This is a genomic window from Aquamicrobium terrae (assembly GCF_040545735.1).
Classification (GTDB): domain Bacteria; phylum Pseudomonadota; class Alphaproteobacteria; order Rhizobiales; family Rhizobiaceae; genus Mesorhizobium; species Mesorhizobium terrae_A.
This window is the reverse complement of sequence record NZ_JBEPML010000006.1, coordinates 234748-257103: the sequence shown is the minus strand read 5'-3', so window position 1 is coordinate 257103 and position 22356 is coordinate 234748. Positions and strand designations below refer to the sequence as shown.

Annotated in this window: 16 protein-coding genes; 4 read left to right on the top strand and 12 right to left on the bottom strand. The window is 66.3% G+C overall.

Going from position 1 to position 22356, the window contains the following annotated elements; genetic code table 11:
• Positions 1-166 precede the first annotated feature (166 nt).
• The 3 genes from ABID37_RS11435 to ABID37_RS11425 are packed head-to-tail and all read right to left on the bottom strand — an operon-like array spanning position 167 to position 4254.
• Positions 167-1876 carry an acetyl/propionyl/methylcrotonyl-CoA carboxylase subunit alpha gene (locus tag ABID37_RS11435; RefSeq protein WP_354194743.1) on the bottom strand — a complete coding sequence of 570 codons (1710 nt, stop codon included), beginning with the start codon at positions 1874-1876 and terminating at the stop codon, positions 167-169.
• Between the two features lie 4 nt (positions 1877-1880).
• A complete protein-coding gene (locus tag ABID37_RS11430) occupies positions 1881-3491 on the bottom strand; it encodes a 5-oxoprolinase subunit B/C family protein (protein ID WP_354194741.1) in 1611 nt (536 codons plus the stop codon).
• Positions 3484-4254, bottom strand: coding sequence for a LamB/YcsF family protein (locus tag ABID37_RS11425; protein ID WP_354194739.1), 771 nt, complete (start codon positions 4252-4254; stop codon positions 3484-3486). Before ABID37_RS11425 ends, ABID37_RS11430 begins: the two co-directional genes overlap by 8 nt.
• A 137-nt stretch (positions 4255-4391) precedes the next feature.
• Between ABID37_RS11425 and ABID37_RS11420 the strand changes: the two genes are divergently transcribed.
• Positions 4392-5063 (top strand): GntR family transcriptional regulator, encoded by a 672-nt coding sequence (locus ABID37_RS11420; protein ID WP_354194737.1) that lies wholly within the window; start codon positions 4392-4394, stop codon positions 5061-5063.
• Positions 5064-5084: 21 nt separating this feature from the next.
• Here ABID37_RS11420 and ABID37_RS11415 read toward each other — a convergent pair whose 3' ends face one another.
• The 7 genes from ABID37_RS11415 to ABID37_RS11385 form a co-directional block, all read right to left on the bottom strand.
• Positions 5085-6218, bottom strand: coding sequence for a M24 family metallopeptidase (locus ABID37_RS11415; RefSeq protein ID WP_354194735.1), 1134 nt, complete (start codon positions 6216-6218; stop codon positions 5085-5087).
• Entirely contained in the window at positions 6211-7440 is a 1230-nt protein-coding gene (locus tag ABID37_RS11410; protein WP_354194733.1) for a M20 family metallopeptidase, read from the bottom strand. Before ABID37_RS11410 ends, ABID37_RS11415 begins: the two co-directional genes overlap by 8 nt.
• Before the next feature lie 38 nt (positions 7441-7478).
• Positions 7479-9116, bottom strand: coding sequence for a dipeptide ABC transporter ATP-binding protein (locus ABID37_RS11405; RefSeq protein ID WP_354194731.1), 1638 nt, complete (start codon positions 9114-9116; stop codon positions 7479-7481).
• 9 nt (positions 9117-9125) lie between these two features.
• Positions 9126-9950: an ABC transporter permease gene (locus ABID37_RS11400; protein WP_354194729.1), complete on the bottom strand. Its 825-nt coding sequence runs from the start codon at positions 9948-9950 to the stop codon at positions 9126-9128.
• On the bottom strand, positions 9943-10890 hold the full coding sequence (locus tag ABID37_RS11395) for an ABC transporter permease (protein ID WP_354194727.1): 948 nt from the start codon (positions 10888-10890) through the stop codon (positions 9943-9945). The genes ABID37_RS11400 and ABID37_RS11395 overlap by 8 nt, the downstream gene beginning before the upstream one ends.
• Before the next feature lie 63 nt (positions 10891-10953).
• A complete protein-coding gene (locus tag ABID37_RS11390) occupies positions 10954-12468 on the bottom strand; it encodes an ABC transporter substrate-binding protein (RefSeq protein ID WP_354194775.1) in 1515 nt (504 codons plus the stop codon).
• A gap of 69 nt (positions 12469-12537) precedes the next feature.
• On the bottom strand, positions 12538-13842 hold the full coding sequence (locus ABID37_RS11385) for a M20 family metallopeptidase (RefSeq protein WP_354194725.1): 1305 nt from the start codon (positions 13840-13842) through the stop codon (positions 12538-12540).
• 156 nt (positions 13843-13998) lie between these two features.
• On the opposite strand from ABID37_RS11385, the gene ABID37_RS11380 reads away from it, so the two are divergent.
• The 3 genes from ABID37_RS11380 to ABID37_RS11370 all read left to right on the top strand — a co-directional run bounded on the left by ABID37_RS11380 (position 13999) and on the right by ABID37_RS11370 (position 15987).
• The gene (locus ABID37_RS11380; RefSeq protein WP_354194723.1) at positions 13999-14715 is read left to right on the top strand and encodes a GntR family transcriptional regulator; all 717 of its coding nucleotides are present in this window, start codon (positions 13999-14001) and stop codon (positions 14713-14715) included.
• A gap of 197 nt (positions 14716-14912) precedes the next feature.
• A complete protein-coding gene (locus tag ABID37_RS11375; protein WP_354194721.1) occupies positions 14913-15122 on the top strand; it encodes a hypothetical protein in 210 nt (69 codons plus the stop codon).
• A gap of 97 nt (positions 15123-15219) precedes the next feature.
• A complete protein-coding gene (locus ABID37_RS11370; RefSeq protein WP_354194719.1) occupies positions 15220-15987 on the top strand; it encodes a Crp/Fnr family transcriptional regulator in 768 nt (255 codons plus the stop codon).
• Between the two features lie 221 nt (positions 15988-16208).
• Here ABID37_RS11370 and ABID37_RS11365 read toward each other — a convergent pair whose 3' ends face one another.
• Positions 16209-20471, bottom strand: a complete 4263-nt coding sequence (locus ABID37_RS11365) for a cytochrome P450 (protein ID WP_354194717.1) — start codon at positions 20469-20471, stop codon at positions 16209-16211.
• A gap of 103 nt (positions 20472-20574) precedes the next feature.
• Entirely contained in the window at positions 20575-22353 is a 1779-nt protein-coding gene (locus tag ABID37_RS11360; RefSeq protein ID WP_354194715.1) for an adenylate/guanylate cyclase domain-containing protein, read from the bottom strand.
• Positions 22354-22356 lie beyond the last annotated feature (3 nt).

The following is a 22356-nucleotide window of genomic DNA, read 5'->3' as shown; positions in this document are numbered from 1 at the left end:
CGGCGCCTTACCCTTGAAGCTGCCCCTCACCCTTACCCTCTCCCCCGCAAGCAGGGAGAGGGGGTCACCAGCGTTGCAAACGGCTTCCTTCTCCCCGCCTGCGGGGAGAAGGTCCCGGCAGGGGGATGAGGGGCGAGTCCACCTGAACCGGAATTGCTCTAGAACCTTACCCGACGACGGCCAGTTCCGCCCCGAGTTCGACCAGGGCGCCGGGCTGCGCCTGCAAGGATATCCGGCCGGATTTCGGGGCGCTGATGCGGGTTTCCATCTTCATCGCTTCGAGGACGGCTACCACGTCGCCCTCCGCGACCTCGTCGCCATCGGCGACCAGCCACTTCTGAAGCGTGCCGGGGACCGGGGCGGTGATTGCGCCCGCCCTTGCGCGGGGCTGGGCCGCCGGCGCTGCTTCGGGCACATTCACGCTTGCCAGCAGCGCGGAGGGAAGGCCCAGGCGGTATCGCTTGCCGTCGATCTCGACAAAGCTTCGGACAAGGCCGCTCTCCACCGGTTCAACCCGCGCTTCCGCCGGCAGTTCGCCGAACTCGGTTTCGATCCAGTTGGTGAACACGCCAAAACCATCCGGCGCGGTAAAGGCCGGATGCTCCGCCACGGCGCGGTGGAACGGCAGGACCGAGGCCACGCCTTCGATGCGGAACTCGGCCAGGGCGCGCCGGGCGCGGACAAGGGCCTGTTCGCGCGTCGGCCCGGACACGATGAGCTTGGCCATCAAGCTGTCGTAGATGGCGGGAATTTCGGAGCCTGCCTCGACGCCGCTGTCGAGGCGCACCCCCGGCCCGGACGGCGGCCGGAAGCGGGTGACGCGGCCCGGCGTCGGCAGGAAGCCGCGGCCCGGGTCTTCCGCGTTGATGCGGAATTCGAAGGCATGACCGCGCGGCGCCGGCGTCTCGCCCACCGACAGGGGCAGGCCGTCGGCGATGCGCAATTGCTCGACCACGATGTCGACGCCGGTGGTTTCCTCGGTGACGGGATGCTCGACCTGAAGCCGGGTGTTGACCTCGAGGAAGGAGATCACCCCGTCCTGCGACAGCAGGAACTCCACCGTGCCGGCGCTGGTGTATCCCGCGCCGGCGCAGATCGCCCGGGCGGCGTCGTGGATGCGCTGGCGCTGGTCCCCGGTGAGGAAGGGCGCGGGCGCCTCCTCGACCAGCTTCTGGTTACGCCGCTGGAGCGAACAGTCGCGCGTGCCCAGAACGACGATGTTGCCGTGGGTGTCGGCGATGATCTGCGCCTCGATATGGCGCGGCTTTTGCAGGAACTGCTCGACATAGCATTCGCCCCGGCCGAAAGCCTCGGTCGCCTCGCGCACGGCCGATTCGAACAGCTCGCCCACCTCCTCAAGGCGGTGCGCGACCTTCAGGCCGCGCCCTCCGCCTCCGAAAGCGGCCTTGATCGCCACCGGCAGACCCACCTCGCGGGCGAAGGCCATGGCCTCCGCCGCCGACTCCAGCGGCCCGTCCGAGCCCTTGACCAGCGGCGCGCCGACCTTTTCGGCGATGCGGCGGGCCTCGACCTTGTCGCCCAGCATGGTGATGACCTGCGGGCGCGGCCCGACCCAGCTCAGCCCCGCGTCGACAACCGCCTGCGCGAACTCCGCCCGCTCCGACAGGAAGCCGTAGCCGGGATGGACGGCGTCGGCTCCCGAACGGCGGGCGACATCGAGGAGCTTTTCGATGTCCAGATAGGTCGCGGCCGGCCGGCCGGGCCCGAGGCCATAGGCTTCGTCGGCAAGCCCGGCATGGAGTGAAGCGGCGTCCGCATCGGAATAGACGGCCACTGTCGCCACGCCGTAGTCCTTCGCCGCGCGCATGATGCGGATGGCGATTTCGCCGCGATTGGCGATCAGGAGTTTCTTCATCGGCTCAGGCCTTCCCTTCGGCGGCGGCGACCTTGATCTCCTGCGGATCGAAGGCAGCGACGGGATTGAAACGGATGCGCGCACCGACCGGCACCTGCGCGGCAAGGTCGAGATGATGGCGTGCAACCACGGCGATGACGGGGTAGCCGCCGGTGAGCGGATGATCGGCCAGGAACAGCACCGGCTGGCCGCTGTGCGGCACCTGGATCGCGCCCTTGGCCGTGGCTTCCGAGGCAAGTTCGCCCTGGTCGCGGCGCTGGATCGGGGTCTCGGCGGACAGGCGTATGCCGATGCGGCTGGATTCGGGCGTGACCAGCCAATCCTGCGTGGCCAGGGCGGCCAGCCCGGCCTCGGTGAACCAGTCGGCCCGGGGGCCGGGCACGACATCCACCGTCACCACGTCGCCGACACGAGGCAGGGGCACAGGAAGAGGCGGATCGGGATCGACGGCGCGCGCCGGACGGTTGGCCAGCGGCAGACGGTCACCCGCCTGCAAAGGCGCGGGGCCGATGTGCGAAAGCGTATCCGTGGCGGCGGAACCGAGGGTCAGCGGCGCATCGAAACTGCCGCGCAGGCCCAGGTAGCTGTACATGCCCCGCTCCGGCGTGCCCAGTTCGAGCCGGTCACCGGCATCGAGCGCGAAAGGCCGGGCAAAGGGAGCATGCGTCTCGGAGCCGCCATTAGCGCGGATGGTCAAGGGACACGGCGCGCCGGTGACGGCAAGCGTGACCGGCCTGTCGGCCCGCAAGGCAAAGCCGCCGAACAGAACCTCCACGACAGCCGCGCCGCGCGGATTGCCGAGGCAGCGATTGACCGCCAACGCCGCCCCGCGATCCATCGGCCCCGCCTCGCCGACCCCCTGATCCGCATAGCCGGGCCGGCCCATATCCTGGAACAGCGCCGGCCGGTCGGCACGGGTGACCGACAGGCCCTCGCGTGGCCGTACGGGTTCGGATTTCGGCGCCGGTGCCGGAATAACCAGCCCCGGCCCCTTGGTCACGTTACGGAAGCGGACGCGGTCGCCCGGCACCAGCAGGGCCGCGCGGGGGCGCGAGGTGTCCCACATCTTCACCGACGTCATGCCCAGAAGCTGCCACCCGCCGGGGCTGTCGCCGGGATAGACGCCGCTGAACCTGCCGGCGACGGCGACAGAGCCTGCCGGAATGCGGAGCCGCGGGCTCTTGCGGCGCGGCACCTCGAAGTCCGGGTCGTCGCTCGTCAGATAGGCGAAACCCGGCGCGAAACCGGCAAAGGCCACCGTGTAATCCGCCTCGCTGTGGCGGCGGATCAGTTCCTCGACGCTCCAGCCGAGATGTTCGGCAACCGCGCCCAGGTCCTCGCCATCATATCGCACGGGGATGTCGAAGCTTTCGGCGGCCCGTTCGCTCCGCGCGGGAAGCTTCGTCCGCGCCAGAAGCGCGGTCAGCCGCTTCCTGTCGGTCACCGCCGGATCGAAGCGCAGCATCAACGTCCGTGCCGCCGGAATGATCTCGACGATACCCTCCGGCTCGAGGGCGCGCAGATGATCGAGCAGTCTCAGCGTCGGTTCGAGGCCGCGCAGTTCGATCAGGATGCTGTCGCTGCCCGAAGGCAGGATGCGCAGGCGCTCAACCATGGGAAGTTGCGAACGGCACCAGCGACACGCCCTGGGAAGCGAGCTTCGCGCGCAGCACCCGGGCGATCTCGACCGAGGCCGGCGTATCGCCGTGGATGCAGATCGACTGCGCATCGAGGGCGATTTCGCTTCCGTCCACGGCAACGATCGTTCCGTCCGTCACCAGCTTCAGCATCCTTGCCGCGACCTCGGCCGGATCATGCACAACGGCGCCCGGCAGCCGGCGGTCCACCAGGCTCCCATCGGCATTGTAGGCCCGGTCGGCGAAGGCCTCGCAGACCACGGCCAGCCCTGCGGAGCGGGCCTGTTCCACGAACGGCGCGCCGGCCAGCGCCAGCACGACCAGCCCGGGATCGACGGCCCGGATGGCCTCGATCACGTCGGCGCCCTGCCGGGCGTCATGGGCGATGGTGTTGTAGAGCGCGCCATGCGGCTTCACGTAGCGCACTTTCGTGCCTGCCACATGCGCCAGCGCCTGAAGCGCGCCGATCTGGTAGATGGTGTCGCCGACCAGTTCAGCGCTGGAGGGGTTCATGTTGCGGCGGCCGAAGCCGACGAGGTCACGGTAGCCGACATGCGCGCCGATGCTCACACCGCGCGCAGCGGCCGCGCGCAAGGTGGCCAATATTCCGGCCGGGTCGCCGGCATGGAAGCCGCAAGCGATGTTGGCGCTGGTGACGATGTCGAGCATCGCCGCGTCGTCGCCCATCCGCCACGGGCCGAAGCTCTCGCCCAGATCGCTGTTCAGGTCGATATGCGCCATGTTCTCGCCGCTCCTCGTCAGCACCCTGTATTGTTGAGTACCATAATATAGATTGTTCAACAATATTAAATGAGGTGCATGACACTGGATTTTGACCCCGACAGGCTGCATGAAAAGGGGCCGGCACGAGGAGAAAGATGGACACCGACCTGAACAGGGATGCCCCTTCGGAGCGCTCGCTGGCCATGCGGGTGGCCACGCAGATGCGCGACCTGCTGATCGCCGGCGATTTCGCTCCCGGCGAGAAGCTTTCCGAGCACCAGATCGCGACGCGCTTCGACATCTCCCGCAACACGCTGCGCGAGGTTTTCCGCCTGGTGACGAGCGAGGGACTGCTCGAACACGTGCCCAACCGCGGCGTCTTCGTCGTGTCCCCGGACGAGGCGGCGATCCTCGATATCTACCGTGTGCGGCGGGTGATCCAGGGCGGCGCCGTCCAGGCCTCGGCGCCCGGACATCCGGCCCTGGCGCAGATGCGCGGCTGCGTCGCGCGGGCGCAAGCGGCCCGCGAACAAGGCGACTGGCAATTGGTGGGCACCGAGAACATGGCCTTCCATGGCGCCATGGTCGGGCTGTGCGACAGCACACGGCTCTCCGCCTATTTCGCCCGCCTGCTTGCCGAATTGCGGCTGGTGTTTCGCCAGATGGAGGATTCGGCCTTCCTGCACGAACCCTACATCCGGCTGAACGCCGAACTGGTCGCCTTGCTGGAGGCGGGAGACATAGCCGCCGCCAGCACCGCGCTCGACGCCTATCTGCTGAAATCCGAACGCTCCATCCTCGGCGCCTTCCTGCGCGACCGCGGTTGAAGGCGTTCAGCGGCTGGCAGGCTATTCCCCAGCAACCAGCAGGCGGCGAGGCGTCCTGGTCAGGCGCCGCCCGCCCTCGCGGGTGACCACTACGGTCTCCGAGAAGCCCAGCCCCTCGGCTGTCGTATAGACGTGGAACACCATGTTTTCCTCCAGCGGCCAGTGCTGGTCGGGCAGGAAGACACGCGAGAAATCACTGCTCCTCGGCGTGCGGATGTAGAGGCCCAGCGTATAGGCGCTGACATTGGTGTATTCGGCGCGGAGGCCGGCATCGAGCACGCCCTGCCGCACGATCCTGTCGACGTCGGAAGCCGGAACGCCGGGCTTCATCGCGGCGATCTGCGCATCCTGGAGCCGGATCAATTCCCGCGCGACCTCCCGCTGGCGGTCCGAAGGCTGTCCGATCAGGATCGGGCGCATCATCCGGGCTCCGTAATGTGCGACCCGGGGGATCAGTTCGACATGCAGGATATCGCCCGCAAGAAGCTCGTCCGAGCGGTAAAGGCCGTGCAGGAATTCATGGCTGCCGCTCGCGCGTACGACAGGCCCGGCTTCACCGGTATCGGCGCCTTCACGCAGGAAGGCCGCAGCCGCGATGGCGGCAGCTTCCCCGGTCGTGAAACCCGGACCGACCGCCGCAGCCGCCACCTTGGCCATGGCGCTGTCGGCTATGGCCGCAGCCTTGGCGATAAGGCCGACCTCGTGATCGGATTTCACCCAGCGCAGGGATTCCGTCGCGCCCATGAGGTTCACGAAACGGAGCTTCGGCAGGGCGGCCGCGAACTCCCGTTCGCGGGCCGGGTTCCAGCTTGTCGAGTTGAAATCCAAGCCTATGCGCGCGGCCCCGAAGCCACGCCTCTCCAGTTCTTCCGCCATAACACGCTCGGGCCTTGCGGTGTCGGTGAAGCCCACCACGTCGGCGATCCAGCCGCCCTCGCGGCAGGGCGCCTCGTCCAGCGCGCGCAGGACGAACCAGGGGGCCCCGTCGCGCGGCAGGAAGATGGCGCGGTACATGGTCTCCGACACCGTATAGCCCGACAGCCAGGCGAGGCTTTCGCCACTGTCGAGGATCATCAGGTCGCAGCCTTCCTGCGCCATCAAGGCGCGGGCGCGATCCACCCGCCAAGCATATTCGCCGGGAATGGCGTCAGGCATTGTCGTCCACGCCGCAGATCTCGAGGATGGTGAGCATGTACACCTTGATCATGTCGATGTAGTCGACGATATCGACGCGCTCGTCGGGCATGGTGTTGTAGCGGCCGCCGCAACCGCACACGATGCCTTCCATGCCGCCCAGTTCGTAGAGATGGCCTGCGTCCGAGCCGTAGAAGCGTGTCGGCATGATGGCCCCGGTCGGCTGGGCTTCGCCGCGAACCTCCCTGTAGGCCGTGTTGATCGCCTTGACGATCCTGCTGTCGCGGCTGACTTCAAAGGGCGGCATCAGCGAGATGCCGTTCCTGTCTACTGTCGACAGTTCCGCCTTGAGGCCGGGGAAGGCGGCTTCGAGCGCATCGAGTTCCTTGCGCATGTCGGCCAGCACGCCTTCGCGCGTCTGGCCCGGCGCGTAGCGGGCCGACCCCTTCAGGCGCACGAAATCCGCGACTTGCGGCGGACGCCACTCTTCCAGGTCACGGCCGAGGGCGCCATGGACGACGCCGACATGGCAGCGGTTGACATTGGCGTGGTCGGGGCTCAGAGCCCCCGAGAAGGTCATGGCGTTCAGCCGCGGAATGAGCACGCAGGCGGCGCCGATCGCATCGACGGCCTCCTCCTTCTTCGACAGGTGGCGGGTGTCGCCCGTCAACTCGATGGAGAAGGTGAGCGCCGCCGCATGCATGGTCACGGCCGCCAGGTCGCTCGGCTCGCAATTGACGAAATAATCGGCTTTCAAGCCTTCCTGCAGCAGGGCCTCGGTGCCGACACCGCCCTGCAATTCGCCAACGACGAAGGTCAGGATGACGTCGCCCTTGAGCTTGACGCCGGCTTCCTTGAGCGTCTTGACGGCGCAGAAATAGGCCGCGTCGGAAGCCTTCATGTTGGAGACGCCGATGCCGTAGATGAACTTGTCGTCGACGAGTCCGCCCCAGGGATCCACGGTCCAGCCCTCGGTCACCGGATTGGTGTCGAGATGGCCGTTGAAGATCAGGCTGTTGCCGCCGCCGGTCCCCTTGAACGTCCCGACCGCGTTGGCGCGACCCTTGTCGCCGAAGGGACGAAGCTCGGCATCGATGCCGATCGCCTTCATCTCCTCGACCATGCGGCGCACGAGGACACCCTCGCCCTCGGTCTCCGAATAGGTTTTGTGGCGCACCATCATCGACACAATGTCGAGGCAAGCCTTCTCATCCACGCGTGCAAGCAGCGCCTTTCGGTCCATGTCAGTCTCCTGGAAGCGGGGCGCATGGCCCCTTGATCTCATGCGGTCAGGGTCAGTGAAGCGGGAGGGGTCACGGCAGCCACCAGTTCGCGGGTGTAGGGTGCCCTGTCGGAAGAGGTGATCGCCTGCGTCGGCACCACCTCGACCAGATCGCCGCGATACATGACCGCGATACGGTGGGCGATCTGCCGGACCAGATTGATGTCATGGGTGATGAAGATGTAGGCGACGCCGGTCTGCTGGTGGAGATCCATCAACAGCTCGATCACCGATGCCTGCACCGAGACGTCCAGGGCCGAGGTGATCTCGTCGCAGATCACCAGCCGCGGGCTCGAAAGGAATGCGCGGGCAATCGCGACGCGTTGTTTCTCGCCGCCCGAAAGCTGGTGGGGGAAACGATCGATGTAGCTTGCCGGCAGCCGCACGCGGTCCAGCATCTCCTCGATCTGGCGCTGCACCGGCACCCCTTCCCGGCCTCCATAAAGCTTGAGCGGCCGCACGAGAATTTCCGAGATGCGCTGGCGCGGATTGAGCGAGGCGTCGGGATGCTGGAAAATGATCTGGACTTCGCGGCGATAGGCGCGATCCATGTCGCCAAGCCCGCGTATGGGCCTGCCGTCGAATTCGATCAAGCCGTCGAAGCGGTTGAGACCGGTCATCGCCTTGGCAAGCGTCGACTTGCCGGAGCCGGATTCGCCGACGATGCCGAGCACCTCGCCGGGCTTGATGTCGAGCGTTACGGCACGGTTGCCGATCACGGGCGTGAAATCGCGGCGAAGCAGGCTGTCGAGCAGCGATCTGCGGCCATAGTTCACGCTGACGTCGCGGACCCTGACCAACGGTTCGGCCTGCGGCGGATCGCCCTTCAGCAGCCGCCGGTCAGGCCTCGGCACAGCGCCGATCAGCGCGCGCGTATAGGGGTGCTTGGGTGCGCGGAAGAGAGGTTCGGTTTCGCCTTCCTCGACAATCTCCCCCTTCTGCAGCACCGCCACGCGGCCGGCGGTGCGTGCCACGATGGCCAGATCGTGCGAAATATAGAGCGAGGCCACGCCGGTTTCGGCCTGAAGCTGGGCGAAGAGGTCGAGGATCTGACGAGAGGTGATGACGTCCAGCGCAGTCGTCGGCTCGTCGAAGATGATGAGTTCAGGGTTGCAGGCGAAGGCCGTGGCGATGACGACGCGCTGCTTTTCGCCGCCCGAAACCTCGTGCGGCAGGCGATGCATCATCTCCACCGGGAACTTCAGGCCGACATGGGCCAGCCTTTCCTCGCCGGCCTTCCAGGCCTGCGCACGGCTCAGCCCCTGATGGCGGATCAGCACCTCGGTAAGCTGCTCGCCGAGCTTCAGCGTCGGATTCAGCGAGGTCGAAGGGTCCTGAAAGACCATGCTGATACGGCGGCCGCGCAGATCGGCAAGCTGGCGCGCGGATTGCGAACGCAGGTCGGTGGAACCGAGATGGATCGTTCCGGCGTTCTCGACCGCGTTCGGCGCCAGATAGCGCATGATCGCCGAGGCCATCGAACTCTTGCCGGAACCGGATTCGCCGACGAGGCCGAGAATCTCGCCGCGCCCGATGGTCAGGTTGATGTTCTTGAGCACGCTCAGGCGCTCGGAGCCGACGCGATAGTCGAGCGAATAGTCGCAGACGGAAAGAACGGGTGTCTGGTTTTCGGTCATGCTCGTCTCTCAGGTCCGTGGGTTGAGCGCGTCGCGCAGCCCGTCGCCAAGCAGATTGAAGCCGATGGCGGTGACGGCGATGATCGCGCTCGGCCAGATCAGGATCCACGGGCTTCGATGCAGATATTGCCGGGCTTCCGACACCATCAGACCCCAGTCGGCGGCCGGCGGCTGCGCGCCGAGGCCGAGGAAGCTCAGCGTCGCGAACAGCATCACGGCGAAGGAAACCCGGATGGTCAGTTCGACTACGATGGGGGCGACGACATTGGGCAGCATTTCGCGCAGCACGATGTAGCCGCTGCCCTCGCCGCGCGCGATGGCGGCCGAGACATAATCCTGCTTGCGCACGGTGAGCGCGACGGCACGGGTGATGCGGGCCATGCCCGGCATGAAGGCGACCGCGACCGCCAGAAGCGCATTCGCCCCGCCGGCGCCAAGAAGCGAAACCACCAGCAGCGCCAGCAGCAGTGAGGGGATCGCCATCACGGCATCGATCGTGCGCATGATGAACTCATCCCAGCGCCCGCCCAGATAGGCCGAGGCGGTGCCGACCACGGCTCCCAGCAGCGTGCCGAGCACGGTCGCCAGCAGCGCCATCGTGACGGTAGAGCGGGCACCCGAAAGAATGCGGCTCAGAATATCACGGCCATACTGGTCGGTTCCCAGCAGATACTCCCCGCCCGGCGGCTTATAGCGGGCAAGCGCGGCCATGGCGTCCGGGTCATGCGGTGCGAACCAGCCGCCGGTCACCGCGGCGAAGAGGACGAGCACGACGATGATCGAGCCGAGCAGTCCTTGCGGCGTCATCAGCAGGCGTCGAAGGAAATCAGTCATACTGGATCCTCTTATCGAGCCACGCATACATGAGGTCGGCGGCGAAGTTCACGATGCAGTAGGTGGCCGCCATGATCAGCACGCCGGCCTGGATGACGGGCAGGTCGCGCGCCTGGATCGCCGCCATCAGCGCACGGCCGATGCCGGGTATGGAAAATATCTCCTCGACCACGATGACCCCGCCCAGCAGGTAGCCCACGTCGAGCGCGACGATGGTGATCGTCGGCAGCAGCGCATTGCGCAGGCCGTGGCGAAACAGGATACGCGAGCGGCTGAGGCCCTTGAGATGGGCGGCGCGGATATAGTCGGTGTGCAGGACATCCACGAGCTCCGAGCGCACCATCCGCGAGACGTGGGCGATCATGATGATCGAGACGACGGCGACCGGGAGGACGAGGTGGCGCAGGCCTCCGGCCAGATCCTGGCTCAAGGGGACGTAGCCCGCAGGCGGCAGGATGCCCCACCAGTCGGCGATGAACAGGACCGCCAGCGTCGCCGTCACGAATTCCGGCAGCGCGACGCCGATATAGGACAGGAAGCTGACCAAAAGATCGGTCAGCTTTCCGCGCCGGATCGCGGCAAGGATGCCGGCCGGCAAGGCCAGCACCAACATGAAGGCCAGCGAGAACACAGCCAGCATGAGCGACGTCCCCAGGGCGGAGAACAGCGCCGGCCCGACCTGCTGGCCGGTGCGCAGGGAGGTTCCGAAGTCGCCCTGGAGGACGCCGCCAATCCAGCGCAGATATTGCAGCCAGACCGGGTCGTTGAGGCCCATGCTGTTGCGCAACGCCTCGAGCGCGTCGGCGGTGGCGTTTTCGCCCAGCATCATCACCGCAGCGTCGGCCGGGAGCACCTGGGTGATCCCGAAGACCAGCAGCGAAACCACCAGCAAGGTATAGAAGATCAGCGCGACGCGCTTGAGAATGTAACTCGCGGGCAATGCAGTGTTCCGTTGGTTGTCCCGTCAGCGGGCCCGGCCCCGCAGGGCCGGGCGGCGGCAGGTTCAGGAGGCCCGGGTCGGCGAGTTCGCATCCAGCCATGCAAAGTCGAGGCGGAAGACCGAGGCACGGGGATGGATGGCATAGTCATGCATCCATGCGCGCTTGGCGCCGAGCACGTCGAAGAAGGCGGGGATCAGCGAAGGCACGTCCTCGAACATCAGTTCCTGCGCCTTGGTGTAGATCTCGGTGCGCTTGTCCGCATCGAGAATGCCGCGGGCTTCCTCTATCAGGGCATCGAACTGCTTGTTGTTCCAGCGCGTCTCGTTCCACGCCGCATCCGAAGTGAACAGCAGCTTGAAGATACCGTCCGGCGTCGGCTGCATGTTGTAGAAGCCGATGTAGAAGGCACCCTTGGTCCATACCTGGTCCAGATAGGTAGCATGGGGCATGGTGCGGACATTGATCGTCACCCCGATTTCCTTCGCCATTTCGCGCAGCGCGATGGCGAGCTGGGTGCGGATCGCCGGGCGATCCGATGCGATCAGTTCGGCCTCGAAGCCGTCCGGCATGCCGGCCTCGGCCAGCAGGCGCTTGGCTTCTTCTAGATTGGCCTCGCGCTGCGGCAGGGCCTTGAAGAAGGCGTAGGATTCATTGAGCGGCGTGTCGTTGCCCTTGATGCCGTACCCCTCTGTCATGAAATCGACCATGGCGTCGCGGTCGATGCACAGGGCCAGCGCACGGCGCACGCGCGCATCGTTGAACGGGGCGATATCCGTCCCGAAGTTCACGTTGCAGAACTGGCCAGATGCCGCGCGCAACGCATCAATGCCGTCCTCTCCCTCAAGGCGCATGAAATCGTTGGGCTCGACCGTCGCCACGAGATCGATGTCGCCGGCGATCAGCGAGGACACCTGCGCGCCGAGATCGGGGAAGACGCGCAGTTCGACACGGTCCACATGCGGGCGGGCGGAATCGTAATAATCGGGGTTGCGCTCGACGACGACCAGACGGTCGGGCTCATAGGACACCAGCTTGAAGGGGCCCGTGCCATTCGCCTCGAGGCGCAGGCTCTCGAAATTATTGGCGATGACCGAAGCAGGCACGATGCGGGCGTTGTTGTAGGCCAGCGCAACGGGAAGGTCGGCATAGGGTGTCGACAGGATGAATTTCACCGTCAGTGGGTCCACTGCCTCGATCTTCTCGATCGGGCCGACATTGTTGCGGGCAGGCGACGCGAAATCCGGGTTCAGGATCGCCTCGAAGCTGGCCACCACGTCAGCCGACGTGCAGGCCGCGCCGTCATGGAACTTGAGATTGTCGCGCAGCTTGAAGGTCCATTCGGTCAGCGTCTCGTTGGCATCCCATTCCGTGGCCAGGTCGGGCTCGGCCTGCATGCTCACGCTCAGACGGGTAAGGCCGGAATAGAGCAGTTCGGCAGCCAGATATTCGGGGTTCACCCGGCTCAGCAGCGGATGAAGGACACTCACGGCCTGGTCGATTGCGACACGTAGGGTACCGCCCCTTTCAGGAGCAGCCTGCGCCAGTGCGATATCGGGCGCATAAGCGTTCAGCGCCATCACGGCGGCCGTCGAAAGCAGGAAAGTACGTCGGTTGAGGCTCAAGTTGGTTTCTCCCTAGGTTTGTGCTCAGAGATCCGGGTTCAGCTCTGGTTCGAAGCCCGCCGACAGATAGGTCAGGATGGTTTTCGCCAGGGCGGCCAGATCGTTCCTGGTGGTATGCTCCTCGGCCCCGTGGGCGTTGGACGAAGGGCGGATCAGACCGCCTAGGATGATTTCCTGCGCCACACCGGCCTGCTGAACATAGCCGGAATCCGAGGCGCTTGCCGCGCCCCACTTGCTGAAGTCGCCGGGGGCATAGCCGAACCCTTCCTGTACCGCCCTGATCCAGCGAGGATAATGCGGCCCCTCCGGATCGGCGGTCGGGGTCAGGTGGCCGACAAGGTCGAGGCGCAGCCCGGCGCCTGATGGCGCAGCCGCCTTGATGGCGTTCTCGATTTCCGCCCGCACCTGGACGAAATCCTCCTCCGGCGCATAACGCCGCGACACCTGGAAGACGAAACGATCGGGCACCTGGCCGCCGCAGGTGCCGCCATTGGCGACGGTGATCGATATCTGTGCCGCGAGGGGCGCCGCCCCGGGAGCGGCAGGCAGGGCGGAAATCCGCCTCGAGACCACCGGGCGCAGATCCTGCACCGCCTGCATCATCGGCAGCGCCGCCTCGATCGCGTTGACCCCGCGCCCGGCCCGGTTGCCGTCGGCGGCGTGGACGGCATGTCCTTCCACCGTGACCTGGAGATTGAAACTGCCGAAGCAGCCGCCCCAGATACGTGGCGTGGCCGAGCCATTGAAATTCAGCAGATGTCCGCCGATCTCGCCCTGCTCGGCAAGATAGCGGATGCCGGGGTAAAGGCCGCCTTCTTCGTCGGTGCACAACAGGAACCGCGGGCGATAGGCCAGTTCCAGCGCGGCCTGCCTGGCGCAGCGCACGGCATGAATGGCTGCGGCGATCGCCCCCTTCATGTCGGCGGCGCCAAGTCCGTAGAGAACACCGTCTTCTTCGGTCAGGCGAAAGGGGTTCCGCTTCCAGCCGCGCGCGGCGCAGACCGTATCGACATGGAAATAGAGCGAGCAGACTGGCTTCTCTCCGGCCATATCCGCCACGAGATTGACGCGCGCCCCCGAGGCCGGCCCGCCTTCGACCCTCCAGAGATCTTCGGGAACGACGACGCGGCGGGTCTCGAATCCCAGGGGAGCGAGCATCTCCTCCATGAGCGCGGCGAAGCCGTCATAGCCCTCGCCCGGCGGGAACGTCGTGTCGACGGCGATCATCCGGCCAAGCTCGGCCACGGACGTGTCGAGTCCAGCGTCGACTTGCGCCAACGCTTGCGAATGGACGGCGTCGAACTGGCGCGCTCCGGCTTCGAGGGTCACAGGTCGGTCTCCCAAAAACGACTGTCTCGATATTAAACTATAAACTATATAGAAATAGCAACAGCTTTGTTGAGCGCCATTGGCAGCCCGACGCCGGACGGCTAGACTCGAACCGATTTTTTCGACCATGCGGGGCCGTATTTGTCTGATCTTTCAATGCACTCGCCCATCTATCGTGCAGTTGCGTCACAGATTGCCGACCGAATCGCTTCCGGCACCTGGCCGGCGGGAACGGTGCTGCCTGCGGAAACGGCGCTGGCGCAGGAATTCCGTGTTTCGGTCGGAACGGTTCGTCGTGCCCTGGGAGAATTGACCGCCGAAGGATCGCTGGTGCGGCGGCGCAAGACCGGCACGGTGGTCACCGGGCGTTCGCCAAAGCACAATCTGCGCTTCTACTTCCACTATTTTCGCCTGCACAAGCGCACCGGCGAAATGCAGAATTCGATTCCGCGCATCCTTGCCGTGACCCGTCGCACCGCCACTTCGCACGAGGCGCAGACGCTGGGGATCGGCGCGGAGGAGGACGTCGTCCACATTCACCGCGTGCGCGAGGTCGAAGGCCGCCCGGTCATGCATGAGGAAGTCGTGATCCCGGCGGTGCTGATCCCGGATTTTTCGCTGGAGAAAGAGAAAATACCGGAACGGCTCTACCCGATGTTCTGGCACCGATACGGGATCAAGATTTCAGCCATCCGCGAGATGATCGAGGCGGAACTGGCCACCGAACAGGACTGCCGGTTCTTGGACCTGAGCGCGCCTGCAGCGGTCCTGGTGATCAATGAAGTGGCCTATGACGAGCAGGCCCGGCCCATCTTGATGAACAGCCACCGGGCGACAACAGCAAACGACGTCTATATCAACGAGATTCAATAGGACCGCTTCCTTCAGCGGCTGGCCGGGCACATTTTGAGGGCGGCAGTCATAAAAATCTCAAATGTGAGGCTTTTCATAGTTCCAGCGCCCGTATCCGGCGGATGATCCGGCGCTTCCTCGGTCCCGGGCCGGGGAGCGTCCAGGGAAAACCGAGGTGGAACATGCGAATTACCGTCAAGCCCGCAAAGCGGGAGGGCATGCCGAAACGAATTTTCGAAAGCGAGCTGACCAGCAGCGATTTCGACGGGGCCAACGGCAGGGAAGTGATCATCTCCGTCACCGCCGGCCCGATCTATCAGAAGGCCCGTTATCAGGACCGGTCGCAATATCGCTACGACATCGTGCTGACCGCAAAGGAAATCGCCGCCATAGCCGGCGCGATGAACTATGTCGCCTCCGCCGGCTAGGGCCGGTCGCAGCCGGTTTCATTGCCGAACGCTGCGGCTTGTCTCCATGGCCCTTTGTCTGGCAATGTGACGGAGCGCGGGGAAGGCGGCGCCTGTCATGGACAGAAAGAGTTTTTTCGCCGACAAGATCGTGTGGCTGGATGCGCACCGGCCGGCCTCCAAGCGTGCGAGCCTCACCAAGCAGGGCGTCGCGGCTGCGGCGGCCGGCACCGTCGACCGCAGCTTCTCCGACCGCGATCTCTTCGAGCTCCTGTTCCACAATTGCACCGCCGAAAAGATGCCGGCCGGCCGCCACCTGTTCCTGCAGGAGGACCGCTCCGACCGCGTGTTCGGCCTCATCGACGGCTCGGTCGAGATTTCCATCTATTCCATCGACGGCCAGAAGCTGGTGGCCAATGTCGAAACGGCGCCGAACATCATCGGCGAGATCGGCGCGCTCGACGGCGGCCTGCGCACCGCGACCGCGATCTGCCGCACCGATTGCATCATCGTCTCACTGGAGCGGCAGCAATTGCTGCGCCGCATCGAGGACAGCCCCCTGCTGGCGCGCTCGATGCTGCGCCTGGTGTGCCGGCGCGTGCGCTGGGTCAGCGAGTCGCTGGGCGACCAGGCCTTCCTGAACATCGAGGCGCGGCTCGCCAAGCGGCTGCTGCTGCTCGACCATATCCTGGCCGACCCCGCCGGCTGGATCGCCATCTCGCAGAGCGAGATCGGCGAGTTCCTCGGCGCCACGCGCGAGTCGGTCAACAAGCTCCTCACAGGCTGGCGAAGCCGCTCGCTCATCGACGTGCGGCGCGGCCACATCAAGGTCACCAATGCGCGCGTCCTGCGCAAGCTCGCCGCCGACGACGACGATACTTTCTAGGCGAATTGATAACCCCACCCCTTACCCCTCCCGCAAGGGGGAGAACAACGTCGCTTCCGTCACGTCGTCATCCCGGCCAAGGGAACGTCGGCGACCGCGAGCCGGGATCCATGCCGGTCGGATGGCGATCAGCCGCTGTCCGGAATGACGATGAAGTATTTGCCGGAAGCAGATCAGGTCCGCAGAGGGGATGAGAGACGTCTCCGCAAAATGATCCGAAATCAATCCAGTCTCGACAGCATGTAGCGCAGGGCGGACCGGCTCGGCAGGAAGAAATAGCCGCCGCCGCGCGTGGTGACGAAGGACGGCATGCCGTTCAGCGCAATCGCCCCTTCCCATGTCGGGATGGCGAAGCGCCCGACCGGATCGCCCGCCTCGTCCACCATCTGGTTGCCGATCAGCGGGTCCTTCTCGCCGCGCAGCCCATGGAAATTGCCGGCCGCCATCCAGGTCTGCTGGATGAACTCGTACTGGCGCTCGATCGAGGCGTTGACGCACATGAACAGCAGGCCCTTCTCGGTCCCGGCATCTGCGGCCGCTGCCGAATAGGTGCGCCCCACGCGCAGGATGCGGTGCCGCCTGGTGATGCGTATCTGCGTGTCGAGATCGGTGTTGAGCGAAGCGCGCGGATTGGAGCGGCGCACATGCGCGCCGAGCGGGCATCTCAGGCCCTGCGGGTCCTCGGCGCCGAAGGTGAAGTCGTTGTCGGGCGAGCGCCCTGCCGGCTTTTCCGGGTTCTGGATCAGGGAGGAGCCGTCCTTCCAGCGGCCGACGATGCGGGCGGCCACCCAGTCCGGCGTCACCGGCTTGCCGGTCAGGTCCGAGACGTCTCCGGCCGCGTGGCGGCAATAGTCCTCGAAGCGCTCGACATGCTGCCAGAGCTGGCGCACGACCATGAAGCTGCCGTTGCGGCCGAAATCGTGCAGCGGCGCCTTCCCTGCGGTGATGCTGCCATCGGTCCCGATCGCCCGCAGGATGCCGAGCGGATCGGCCCTGCCCGGCACGGTCGGGCTCGGCGGGTAAAAGCCGTGCTCGTCCCGGTAGCCGAACAGGAACTCGCCGGCATTGACGAGGTGCATGGAATGCACCGGAACACAGGCCTCGCGGCCGGTTCCCCGGATGACCGGCTGCGAGATTCCGTCCGCAAAACCGAACTGGTCGTGCGCCTTGCGCTTGCAGCCATCGGCCGCCTCGGCGCGGGCGCCGATGACGGTGAGGTCGAGGCTGTGCACGATCGGGATGCCCGTATCCCGGGACGCCGCCTCCAGCATCGCGACCATCCCGTCCAGCACTTGCGGGCTTTCGGCATAACAATTGACGACGGCATCGACCGGATTGCCCTGCGAGCCCCAGAGCCATTCGCCGGGATCGTTCGGCCCGCCATCGTCGAGCACGCGGCTGCGATAGGGACTCGACATGCCCTGCCTGAAGGCGAGCGGAAAGCTTTCCAGCGGATCGTTGCCGCCAGCTTCGTCCAGCCCCAGACGCCGGAGACCGTCCGGCCCGAACAGCGCGATCATGGCGCTGTGGGCCGGCGGCGCATCGCCGAAGGAGAGCTTCGCCACGATGCGGCCGAGCCATTCCCGCCGCCCGGCGACATCCGTATCCGGCGGGATGTGGAACGCCAGCATCCGGCCGTGCGACAGGCGGCCCATCGGCCCGAACACGATCGACTGGATCTCGCCCTGCTCCAGCATCTCCTCCGGCACGGCGTCGGGCAGCAGCAGGCGTTGCAGCCGGTTGAGCCGGGTCCAGGGCTGGCGCTCGGTGGAGGAGAACAGGCTGATCCAGTCGCGCGCCTCGCTCAGCCGCGCCGAGCACAGGCCCTGCCGGATCAGCGCATTCTTGCGGATATGGGTGGTCGAGAGATGCGGATAGGCGCTGTACCAGAAGCCGGTCGGCACCTGCTGGGCGCGCGCCCAGCGCTTGAAGCGGTCGCCGTCGCGCGCGCCGTGGAAGAACAGGAAGCGCGTCGGCGGAAAGCCTTCGGTGTTGCTCCACACGCCGGTCAGGCCCTTGGACGCCTTGGTGATGAAGTCCTCCAGATAGCTTTCCCAGCTGCCGCCGTAATTGCTGAAGAATGCCAGCCTGTCGGTGCCCGGAATGCAGACCCAGCGCGCGAAATGGATGGTGCCGATGCTGGACAGGAAGCCGGGCCGGAAGATGTGGGTCGCGGCAATGGAGATCACATAGAAGGTGAACCGCAGCAGCATGCGCCGGAACACCCCGGGCTTCAGCGTGGACACCGCCGTCATGTGGTTCTGCAAACCGCGATCCTCGCGCTGCTGCAATTCGACCAGGCGATCCAGCGAAATGGATTGGGTCGAGGCGACCGACGCCTGCTCGATGCGGCGCAGCCAGATCAGCATGAGGCCGAGGGCGAAAGAAAGCGTCGTCAGGATACCGAGGCCGGACAGCACGAAGGCGGTGCCCGCGCGCAGCAGGAAATGCGGCCAGGCCAGCGTGGGATAGAAAAGCAGATAATAGGTCAGCGCCCAGCACAGCGCGTAGACCGTGCCGACCGTGAGGTAGACGGGGCGGGCCAGAAGCGTGCGCCGAAAGGCGCTCCACGCGCCCTTGGGCGGATCGTCCAGCATGCTGGGAGCGGGCAGGAATGCCCACTGGAACGATGGATCGGCCCGCAGCCTTGCTCGCACCTCGTGCAGCACGGCAGCGGCATCGTTGCCCGGTCGGGCGGAAAGCTCCTCCACCATCCGCATCGCCGTCTTGGCCAGCTGGTCCTCGCGCAGGATGCGCTCGACGCTGTGGCCGGGCGTACCGCCGAAAACCAGCCCGTTCAGGCTGCCGAATATGGGCGACACGTCCGGCGCGTGCCGCTCCATGAACGCCACCGGATCGTTGCCGACCGGATCGGCCGAGAATTCGAGGAATATCTGCCGGGTCCGGTCGCCCAGCGCCCTGTCGAAGGCGGCGAGAACCGCGTGCCTGTCTCCGTCTCCCGACATTTCCAGCACCAGATGATTGGCAGGCATTCCATCCTCGGTCGCGCCGGTCTCGATGACCGACATCGAGGCGAAATGAACGGTGCCGACGCCATCCAATGCCTTGCGCACCTTGGCAGTCGACGGATTGCCCAGCGCATCGAACCGCGCCTGGACCGTTTCCCTGGGCGTCCCGGCCTTCACCGGCACCATCACCGTGACCATGGATTGCAGGCCCACCGGGTCGAACTGGACCATCAGCAGGTCGGGATAGGGACCGAGCCGCACGAGCTTGCCTTTCCTGCCGTTAGCGCGGCGGAAGCCCTGCCGGGAGAACAGGGCGCGGAAGCATTCGGCCGTCTGCACGCGGGCCAGCGCAGCACCGATGCATTTGTGGATGCCGTGGCCGAAGACCAGCGTTTCGCGATCCGGCCGCTCCGGCCTGAAACGGTGCGGCTGTTCCACCGCGCGCGCGTCGAACATGGCCGAGCGCGTCGCCGGCCAGATGACCGTATCGGCCCTGATCGTGTAGGGTTTCCCCCGGCCGCCCCCGATCTGGCGCTCTTCCCGCGCATAGCGCCACGGGCTGATCCAGATCGGCTTGAAGCGCATCGCCTCGACGATCGCCCGGTCGAGCCGCGCGTCGTCCCCGGCGGCGACGGCCGCCGCCACCTCGTCGAAGATCTCGCGGCGCGACAGCACCACGTCGAGGCAGTTGCCGCCGCCCAGCAGCGTGGTCGGCCCGAAGCCGGTGATCATGCCCATCATGATCGCATGGACATCGCCCCTCCCGATGCGCCCCTCCAGCATCGCGCCGACCAGCCGGTCGAGCGGCCTGTCCCGCGGCGCGCCATCGCCGAGCACCGCGTCGATGGACCGGTCGATGGCGGCGCGCATGTTGCGCGAGGCGGCGATGGCCAGTTCCCGCACCGGGCGGCTGGCCGTCGCATCGCCGAAGAACAGGGTGCTGAGCGCGATGTTCCAGTCGGCGAACTCGCCCTCGTCATCGACCTCGATGCCGTAATAGTCGCGGCAGATCGCCGAGGAGACGACGCGGAACAGGTCGCCGGCCGCATTGAGCTGCGTGTCCGCCGCCGCCACAATCTCCCTGGCGCGCCGCGCCGCGATCGGCCGCACGCGCTCCTCCACCTCGCCGGGCGGAAAGGCGCCGAGCACCACAGACTTCAGGCGCCGGTACTCTTCCCCGTCCGTCATGCCGAGGATGAAGTTCGTCCCGCCGGCGAACTCGACCATCTCCGGCCCGTAGGGCGTCTCGAAATCGGCCTGCCGCTCCAGCACCTCGCGGACGTCGGCGTTGCGCGTCAGGAGCACGAAGCGGCCGCAACGGAAACGCGGCAGAAACGTCCTGAACAAGCCGAGCCACCAGTCGGGATGCTCGAACAGATAGCCGACCGCCCGCGCGATCAGGCCCTTCGAGCGCAGGCGCCGGATATCGAAGGGCGGAACCCCGGCGTCGACGGGAAGCTCGGCCTGCGCCTTCGCCAGGCCGTGGAAGTATTTCGGGCTGCACTTGAACACCATGGACCGCCCCTTCGAGCCGCTGTCCCAGCAATCAACCTTTCGTCACGTCGTCTCTGTGAAGCACCTCACACAAAGGGCATCACCTTGCTGTGCGCTGGCCGGCTCAGGCGTCGGCGAGCTGGAAATTCTCGATCATGCCTTCGTTGACCGCCTTGTCGCGGAAGGGAATCCATTCGATCCATTTGCGCTCGAAGTCGGGATGGCGGGCATGGAACAGGCGCGCCTCCTGCCGCGCGTCCGCAAGGCGCCCGAGGCGCGCCAGCGCACCGGCCTTGAGATAGCTGGCATAGAAATAGTTCGGGGCAAGCGACAGCGAGCGGTCGGCCGCCTCGACCACCGCCGGCCAGTTGCGGGCGATGGTGTGGGCCGCCGCCAGTTCCCCGAGATTGTGGAACAGATAGGTCTCGAAGGGGCTGAGCCGGATCGCCTCGGTCAGGTGGCGGATGGCCTCGCCCGGCTCCAGCAGCAGCCCCCTGGCGCTGCCCAGCCCCGTATGCGCCAGCGAGAAGCTGGGATTGATGTCGATGGCCTGCCGGCACAGGTCGATGGCCGATTGCGGCCGGGCCTCCAGGATCTCGACGAAACCGAGATAGCAGTAGGGGCGTGCATCGAGACTGTCCATCAGCAATGAGCGCCGCGCATAATTGGCGACGATCCTGAGTTCGTCGCGGTCGGCGAAGTTCAGCCAGGCCTTCCACAGATGCCACCAGGCCAGCTCGTTGAGCACGGCGCTCGAATTGGGGTCCTCGTCATAGGCCTGCCGGAAATATTCGAAGGCGCGCGCCGTGTCGTCCGAGGAACGCCGCTGCATGTGCCAGCGGCCGCGCCGCAGCAACTGCCAGGTCGACAGCGATTCCGGCGGAACCTGGAAGGTGCGAACCTGCTCGACCCGGTCGACCTCGCGCTCCAGCCGCGAGACGATCTCGCCGCCCAGGTCCCGTTGCAGGCGCTGCACCTCCTTGAGGCCGCGCTCGTAGCGCCCCGCCCAGATGACGCGCGAATTGGAACTGTCGGCCAGCGACGCGCTGAGGGCGATCCGCTCGGCATCGCCCGACACCGAGCCGGAGACGATGTAGCGCGCCCCCAGAAGCAGACCGATGGCAGCGGTGGTGAGCGCGGGATCGCGGAACTGGAAGCTGGAATCCCTGGCGATGACGGGGACCGAGCGCGTGTTGGCGACGCCCAGCAGGATGTCGTCGGCGATGCCGTCGCACAGATAGGCCAGCGTCGGGTCGCCGGTCAGGTTCTGGAACGGCAGCACGGCAAGCGCCGGCAGCTCGTCGGTGCTGCCCGAGGCGGGCGGCGGTCCGCGCCCGGCGCGCAGGTCCATCAGCGGGCGCGGGGCGACGTTGCGGCCACCCGGCTCCGACACGAAGACCCGCACCGGCATGGCGATGTTCTTGAGGTGCAACGGCCCGAGATCGGTGAAATGCAGGTCGAATTGCCGGTTGAGCTGGGAATGGGCCGTATCGGCCAGCGCCACGCCGCCATAGGGCGAGAATTCCTGCACCCGGGCCGCGATATTGACCGTGTCGCCGAAAACGCCATCGTCGCGGATCATAACCGGCCCGGCGCTGATGCCGGTGCGGAACGGCATGGCTCGCTCCGGCCCGGCGGCCGCGTTCGCCTCGCCGATCGCCTCCTGGAAGCGCAGCACCGCGCCGAGCGCGACGATCGGATTGCCGAACACCGCCATGATGCAGTCGCCGGCCGTGCCGAAGATGTTGCCGCCGGCGCGCTCGACGGTCGCGACGATCAGCTCGCGCCGCTCGTCGAGCAGCCTGAGCGCCGCCTCGTCATCGATGTGCATCAGCCTGGAAAAACCGACGGCATCGGCCGAAACGACGGTCGCGATCTGGCGCGGATGGCGATGTTCACGCATGGA

Bases quoted from the DNA above. Each gene is read 5' to 3' on its own strand.
- ABID37_RS11425 (WP_354194739.1), bottom strand. From the start codon at position 4,254: ATGGCGCATATCGACCTGAACAGCGATCTGGGCGAGAGCTTCGGCCCG.
- ABID37_RS11435 (WP_354194743.1), bottom strand. From the start codon at position 1,876: ATGAAGAAACTCCTGATCGCCAATCGCGGCGAAATCGCCATCCGCATC.
- ABID37_RS11390 (WP_354194775.1), bottom strand. From the start codon at position 12,468: ATGGCGCTGAACGCTTATGCGCCCGATATCGCACTGGCGCAGGCTGCT.
- ABID37_RS11430 (WP_354194741.1), bottom strand. From the start codon at position 3,491: ATGGTTGAGCGCCTGCGCATCCTGCCTTCGGGCAGCGACAGCATCCTG.
- ABID37_RS11415 (WP_354194735.1), bottom strand. From the start codon at position 6,218: ATGCCTGACGCCATTCCCGGCGAATATGCTTGGCGGGTGGATCGCGCC.
- ABID37_RS11375 (WP_354194721.1), top strand. From the start codon at position 14,913: ATGCCGAAACGAATTTTCGAAAGCGAGCTGACCAGCAGCGATTTCGAC.
- ABID37_RS11405 (WP_354194731.1), bottom strand. From the start codon at position 9,116: ATGACCGAAAACCAGACACCCGTTCTTTCCGTCTGCGACTATTCGCTC.
- ABID37_RS11400 (WP_354194729.1), bottom strand. From the start codon at position 9,950: ATGACTGATTTCCTTCGACGCCTGCTGATGACGCCGCAAGGACTGCTC.
- ABID37_RS11370 (WP_354194719.1), top strand. From the start codon at position 15,220: ATGGACAGAAAGAGTTTTTTCGCCGACAAGATCGTGTGGCTGGATGCG.
- ABID37_RS11365 (WP_354194717.1), bottom strand. From the start codon at position 20,471: ATGGTGTTCAAGTGCAGCCCGAAATACTTCCACGGCCTGGCGAAGGCG.
- ABID37_RS11360 (WP_354194715.1), bottom strand. From the start codon at position 22,353: ATGCGTGAACATCGCCATCCGCGCCAGATCGCGACCGTCGTTTCGGCC.
- ABID37_RS11420 (WP_354194737.1), top strand. From the start codon at position 4,392: ATGGACACCGACCTGAACAGGGATGCCCCTTCGGAGCGCTCGCTGGCC.
- ABID37_RS11380 (WP_354194723.1), top strand. From the start codon at position 13,999: ATGCACTCGCCCATCTATCGTGCAGTTGCGTCACAGATTGCCGACCGA.
- ABID37_RS11410 (WP_354194733.1), bottom strand. From the start codon at position 7,440: ATGGACCGAAAGGCGCTGCTTGCACGCGTGGATGAGAAGGCTTGCCTC.